This window comes from Jejuia pallidilutea, from assembly GCF_002973595.1.
GTDB lineage: Bacteria > Bacteroidota > Bacteroidia > Flavobacteriales > Flavobacteriaceae > Jejuia > Jejuia pallidilutea.
In genome coordinates this window covers 1-5,211 of record NZ_PVEO01000024.1, presented here as the reverse complement: position 1 = coordinate 5,211, position 5,211 = coordinate 1, and the positions used below count along the sequence as shown (strand labels likewise).

7 protein-coding genes and 1 pseudogene are annotated in these 5,211 nt (G+C 31.8%); 1 reads left to right on the top strand and 7 read right to left on the bottom strand.

Features of this window, described 5'->3' with window-relative positions; translation table 11 throughout:
* Positions 1-130 (top strand): annotated as a pseudogene (locus CLV33_RS17760) (IS110 family transposase); the annotation flags it as partial.
* A gap of 69 nt (positions 131-199) precedes the next feature.
* Here CLV33_RS17760 and CLV33_RS17325 read toward each other — a convergent pair.
* The 7 genes from CLV33_RS17325 to CLV33_RS17290 form a co-directional block, all read right to left on the bottom strand.
* Complete coding sequence (locus CLV33_RS17325; RefSeq protein WP_146109777.1) at positions 200-640, bottom strand: hypothetical protein; 441 nt, start codon at positions 638-640, stop codon at positions 200-202.
* A 151-nt stretch (positions 641-791) separates the two neighbouring features.
* A complete protein-coding gene (locus CLV33_RS17315) occupies positions 792-1,106 on the bottom strand; it encodes a type II toxin-antitoxin system RelE/ParE family toxin (protein WP_105474934.1) in 315 nt (104 codons plus the stop codon).
* Positions 1,088-1,330: a hypothetical protein gene (locus tag CLV33_RS17310; RefSeq protein WP_105474933.1), complete on the bottom strand. Its 243-nt coding sequence runs from the start codon at positions 1,328-1,330 to the stop codon at positions 1,088-1,090. Before CLV33_RS17310 ends, CLV33_RS17315 begins: the two co-directional genes overlap by 19 nt.
* 197 nt (positions 1,331-1,527) lie before the next feature.
* A complete protein-coding gene (locus CLV33_RS17305; RefSeq protein ID WP_105474932.1) occupies positions 1,528-1,860 on the bottom strand; it encodes a hypothetical protein in 333 nt (110 codons plus the stop codon).
* A gap of 3 nt (positions 1,861-1,863) precedes the next feature.
* Complete coding sequence (locus CLV33_RS17300) at positions 1,864-2,352, bottom strand: hypothetical protein (RefSeq protein ID WP_146109776.1); 489 nt, start codon at positions 2,350-2,352, stop codon at positions 1,864-1,866.
* Between the two features lie 217 nt (positions 2,353-2,569).
* Positions 2,570-3,118, bottom strand: coding sequence for an RDD family protein (locus CLV33_RS17295; RefSeq protein WP_105474930.1), 549 nt, complete (start codon positions 3,116-3,118; stop codon positions 2,570-2,572).
* Between the two features lie 152 nt (positions 3,119-3,270).
* Positions 3,271-4,503: a S41 family peptidase gene (locus CLV33_RS17290; protein WP_105474929.1), complete on the bottom strand. Its 1,233-nt coding sequence runs from the start codon at positions 4,501-4,503 to the stop codon at positions 3,271-3,273.
* Between the last annotated feature and the right edge of the window lie 708 nt (positions 4,504-5,211).

Sequence of the window (5,211 nt, the reverse complement as noted above, 5' to 3'; positions counted from 1 at the left end):
CAAGGGCAAAAGCAAAAAACTAGCTCTTATTGCAGTGTGCAACAAGTTATTAAAACAAGCATTTGCAGTTGTAAAAAATAGATTGCCATACGATGTAGATTACAGAAGCTCTTTAGTAATAAATAAGTAATAGTTTACTTGTTTTTTACCTCAGTTCTTTGTTGTATGCAGTTTTTTATTCATTTTTAGATTCCGATTGTCAAAAGTCAATTCTATTACTAAATTCAGATTCGGATTCAAAGTTTCCAGTCAAATAAATACTTTCCTCAATTATTGATTCAGTTTTGCAATCAAAATATTGTGAATAGACTTTCATTTCATTTCGACTAACGACATTAATTAAAAACTTTAATTCAACAGCGTCCAAATTAATCCATCTGTCATTTTTCCACTTTCCAATCTCCACATTATTTGAGAAAATCAATCCGCTTTTTTTGAACTGAAAGTCTTTACCTTTTAAAAAGGTTAGATTTTCATTAGTTGCAGGACCTTTAATTTCAGATACTATATACTGTGTTCCTGTCAATGCGAATATTTCTTTATTGTTCAACTCAACTATTTTTGTTGGTTCTATCGGTTCATTTTTGCATTCGCATGATAAAAAAAATGTAAAAAGTATGAAAGGAAGTAAAATTTTCATGATAGGTTCAAATTGCATACAACGGTCTCGGCTATGAGTAGTTGCGTGTTTTAGCACTTAACTTTGCAAGTACACACCAAGTTGGAAATTCCTGCGGAATTTCCAAAGTAGGCGAGAACAAGCAATTACTTATAGCCATTGTTGTGCAACGTTATTTTTTGTTTTTTAATATTTTTAGAAGTTTTTTCGGGTTTTGTCTATTGTCCCAAAAAGCGGTGATAATAATTTCAGTTTCATTAAATTTATAGTAAATACTAAAATTCCCCAACGAAGCTACTCTTGTATCTTTAAAATCTGTTGTTTTATAAATTAATGGTTTCTCGGCTATCTGTTTTGTTCTTTCCGAAACCAATTTCAAAAGTTTTTTTGAGTAGCTATTTGATTTGTTTCTTTTAACCCAATATTCTAAAATTCCCACGAACTGAATGTCAGCTGTTCGTGTCCAAATTATATTGCGTTTAGCCATTCCAAATTCCTTTTATTCATAGCTTCTTGAGAAATTAGTTTTCCGTCTTTTATATCCTGTTCGCTCATTTCCAGCATTATTTTTTGCTCATTGGTCAATTCAACCGTTTCAGATTCCGAAGAACTCGATGTAATTATTTTATCAAGAGCTACTAAAAAGTCTTTGTTTTTAATCGACAGTATCTTGTCAATCAATCCATTTCGTATATTATCTACTGTTGCCATTTTAATAAAAATTATTTTATAAATATCCGAAAAATTGCTCGTTTTTCCTAATGTTGCACAACGGTTTTGTGTAAGAATAGTTGCGTGGTTTAGCAACTAACTTACTAAAAATTGAACGAACCATTGGAAATTCCGCAGGAATTTCCAAGTAGGCAAGTACCAAGCAATTATTTTTACACGTTGTTGGCAACTGGCTTTTATTTATTCCATTTTACAAAGTCAAACATTCTTTCGTTTTTGTTCATCATTTGGCCTTTTTGAATTAAAATCATCTCTTGTTTTGCTTCAAACTTTTCGCCTTTTTGAAATGTGATATTTACTACGTCATCTTTGACTTCATAATATCCAATAGTTTTGAATTCTTCTTTATTAAAATCCTTATCGTTCGATTTTCCGTGTAATAGCACTTTATTTCCTTTTAAAAACCAAAATGCCGTATAATTAAGTTTTTCGAATTTATGTCCAGCGTGCCAATCGACATAATGAAATGGGTCAGATAAATAATATCCATTTTCTGTTATCAATTCCATTTATTATTTCAATTCTTTTTTAAACAATTCTGCTAATTTTTTTCTGTCGATTTCTTTATTCAATATATTCTGTAACCACATTTGCGGTTGTTCAGTTGCACTTTTATATTCCTTATCTTTATATTCTTTAAACTCCGAAAAATCGAACCAATTCTTTTTGTGAAGGTGCTGAAGTGAATATACAGCCATTTCTCCGTTTGTTGCTCCAAAAAATGGGCAAGTATGGACTTTTGTTCTCGTTGTGTCAGAAAGTTTGTTAATTAGAAATTCAGTCAGTTTTCGTTTGTCGTTATCCGAGAATTTTTTCCATTCCGTTTCGCTGAAAACAAGTGGTTTTTCTTCTCTTTTAAATTCCGTTTCATTTACATACTGTTCTCCACCTAAACAACCACCTTTTTCGAAAACTAAAATATTCCACAATTCAGATATTGAGTCAGTTTGCGTTATTTTTTTCAATTCCGTTTTTTGAATTTGAGCAATTTCCGTTTTCAATCCCGATTGATTTTTACACGAAATCAAAGTTAAAATCAGAAGCAATATGTTCAATGCATGTTTCATTTTTCAGCTTGTTGCCAACGTGTTTGTATATGGTTTGTTGCGTGTTTAAGCACCTAATTTAGCAAATAAAAACCGAATAGAAAATCCTCGCGGATTTTCGTAAGTAGGCTAGAACTAGCAATAAATTATATACGGTGTTGGCAACTGGCTTTTACCATTCCATCATACTTATTCCTTGAATTCCGAATTGTAATGCCATAATCAGAAACATAAATATAATTCCGATTATTAATGCAAAAATAATTTGTCCTATTTTCAATTCAGTTTTTAGAGTTTTGTCATCCGAAATGACTTTAGTTCCGGCTATATAATCTCCAATTCTACGTTCAGGTGAGAAAAGTGAAAAAATCACTTCTATTGGCCAAAAAACTAATGTTATATTTCTAACAACTGACTTAATTGGATTTGCTATTTCTCCTGTTTTATTGTCAACTATTACAAGTCCAAGAATTCTTTTGGCAGGACTTTTTCCTTTAATTGCGTCTTTGTTGAAATAGACAGAGAAAATCATTAATCCGAGAAATATCGGAATAATCACAAACCATTCAGGTAAATCAGAATCAGAAGGATTTCCGACAACTAAATATCCAATTCCGACGAGAATAAATGCAATTATTACAATTCCAAAAGTCATAATGAAATGGTCTAAAAGCATTGACGCTAATCTAATTCCGATGTTTTTATTTTTTTCTTGTGTCATTTTTCAGCTTGTTGCCAACGGTCTAGTATAAACGTCAGTTACGGTTTTAAAGTTAATGATTTTCGGTTAAGCACTGACGTTAGCAATTCCGAGTGGATTCGGACGTAGTCGAATCCGCCGTAATTGCGGTTATACATTGTTACCACACGTTTTTATTCCGCAATCTCGTTAATTAATTCAATTCCTTTTGCAAGGGTTTCGTCATTTTCTGTTGTCGTTTGCGTTACATAATTTGTCGGCACATATTTTTCTCTTGGCGTTCCATTTATATGATAAAGTTTTGCTGTCGATAGGCGATAGCCAAATTTTTGATTTATAAACGAAAATCCGTTCATTTCGCCAGCCAATCTTTCCATTTCCGAACCTACGATTTCGGCTCTTTCCATTCCTTCAAACCCGATTGCAAGTCCTTCGCCCATACTTCCAGTCCAACGACCAACTAAAATAACAACTGGCTTTTTATATTGTCTTTCTCTCGGACTTACGTACTCAACCCAACTTCTTTCGACTTTCGTATTTCCATCATATTGTTCAATTGTCCAATGTTTTTGATATGGTTTTTGTTCTGTGATAAATCTACTTAAAATTCCACGAGCAACATAAGAATTTCCGCCATCAACTGTATTTCTCAAATCTATTATTAGCCCTTTTGTGTTTTCCATTTGGTTGAGCGATTTATCAAACTCGTTTATCAATCCGTTATTTCCTAACGAATTGTTTAATCTAATAATTCCAATTCCGTTTTGTGTCGTTGTGTTTAAAAGTCCGTCATCTTTCTTGAATTTGACTTTATCCAAGTCAAATTCGATAGTTTTATTATCGGTCAATTTTAGGCTCAAAACTCTTGGTTCATTATAACGACCTGCCAAAATTTTATTTGCAATCCATTCTCGAACTATTTTAGATTTTTTGTCATTACAATGCGTTGGAAATTGCTCAATTGCTTTGCCGAAAGTCAATCCATTGATTTTTTTGACTTCTGCTCCAATTAGATTTTGGTCAATATTTTCGATTTGAGTTTGCCAAACATTTGAGATTACTGCTTTTCCGTTCTCAATTTTAATATAAATTGGCGAAAACAAACGAAATGATGAGTTACGGTTTGTGTTTAAAATCAAATGACTATCATAAAATTCATCTAATAAATACTCGAAAAAAAGTACTGTTTCTTCTTCTGTATTTAAGTTTTCGATTTGGCTTTCATAATGTTCTCGGATACAATCCAAATCCACATTTTTCTCATCAAGATAAATATAGCTTTGGGAAATATCTGTCAAAATTTCATTCAAATCTTCCTTGATTCTTGTTCTGTCGATTTGATTTTCTTGGGATTGGGCACAAGAGAAATTCAATGTAATTATTAAAATAAAAATCAGTATTTTCATTGAAGCACGATGTTTTTTTTAAATGTGTGGTAACGTTCGCGTATAATAATAGTTGCGTTTGTGTGCGCGAGGATTTTCCGAAGGAAAATCAGAAGCAAACAAACGCGCAACTAACTTAGTTTAGTCTAAAAATAGCAATTATTTTTATACATTGTTATGCGCAGGTTTTTTATTGTTTTTAACGGTATATTCATAATCCGACGTATTATTCAAAATTTTAATTATCCGCTGTTTATATTCAACAGTTTTAGTGAAAAAGCTACAATTTTCATTAGGGCCTTTTTTTGACTTTTTTTATTTTATTCAATCAGAACGAACTTTTGGCAATGCTTAATTTTTGATATTTAAACTAGCTTTGGGCAAAGCTGAAAGTCCGCGTTTTTATTTTTTTTAAGTCAGATGTCTTAAAAATCAGTTACGATGTTATCAAATCCGACGCTTTAATATCTAGGTCAATCCTAAAAGTCCGATGCAGGTTTTGTTGCTTTTTTAACTTGCGCATAACGTTTATGTATAAGGAAAGTTGCGTGTTTCAGCAACTAATTTAGTAAACAAAAACGAACGCGAGAAAATTCCGAAGGAATTTTCCAAATAATCACTTGCCAAAGCAATTAATTATACACGTCTTAACTTAGCATTTCACTAAATTAGATAAATTAATCATAAAGAACCAAAGAGAGGAATAAGGTTAATATACACGTAGAGACC

Bases quoted from the DNA above. Each gene is read 5' to 3' on its own strand.
- CLV33_RS17290 (WP_105474929.1), bottom strand. From the start codon at position 4,503: ATGAAAATACTGATTTTTATTTTAATAATTACATTGAATTTCTCTTGT.
- CLV33_RS17325 (WP_146109777.1), bottom strand. From the start codon at position 640: ATGAAAATTTTACTTCCTTTCATACTTTTTACATTTTTTTTATCATGC.
- CLV33_RS17315 (WP_105474934.1), bottom strand. From the start codon at position 1,106: ATGGCTAAACGCAATATAATTTGGACACGAACAGCTGACATTCAGTTC.
- CLV33_RS17295 (WP_105474930.1), bottom strand. From the start codon at position 3,118: ATGACACAAGAAAAAAATAAAAACATCGGAATTAGATTAGCGTCAATG.
- CLV33_RS17305 (WP_105474932.1), bottom strand. From the start codon at position 1,860: ATGGAATTGATAACAGAAAATGGATATTATTTATCTGACCCATTTCAT.
- CLV33_RS17310 (WP_105474933.1), bottom strand. From the start codon at position 1,330: ATGGCAACAGTAGATAATATACGAAATGGATTGATTGACAAGATACTG.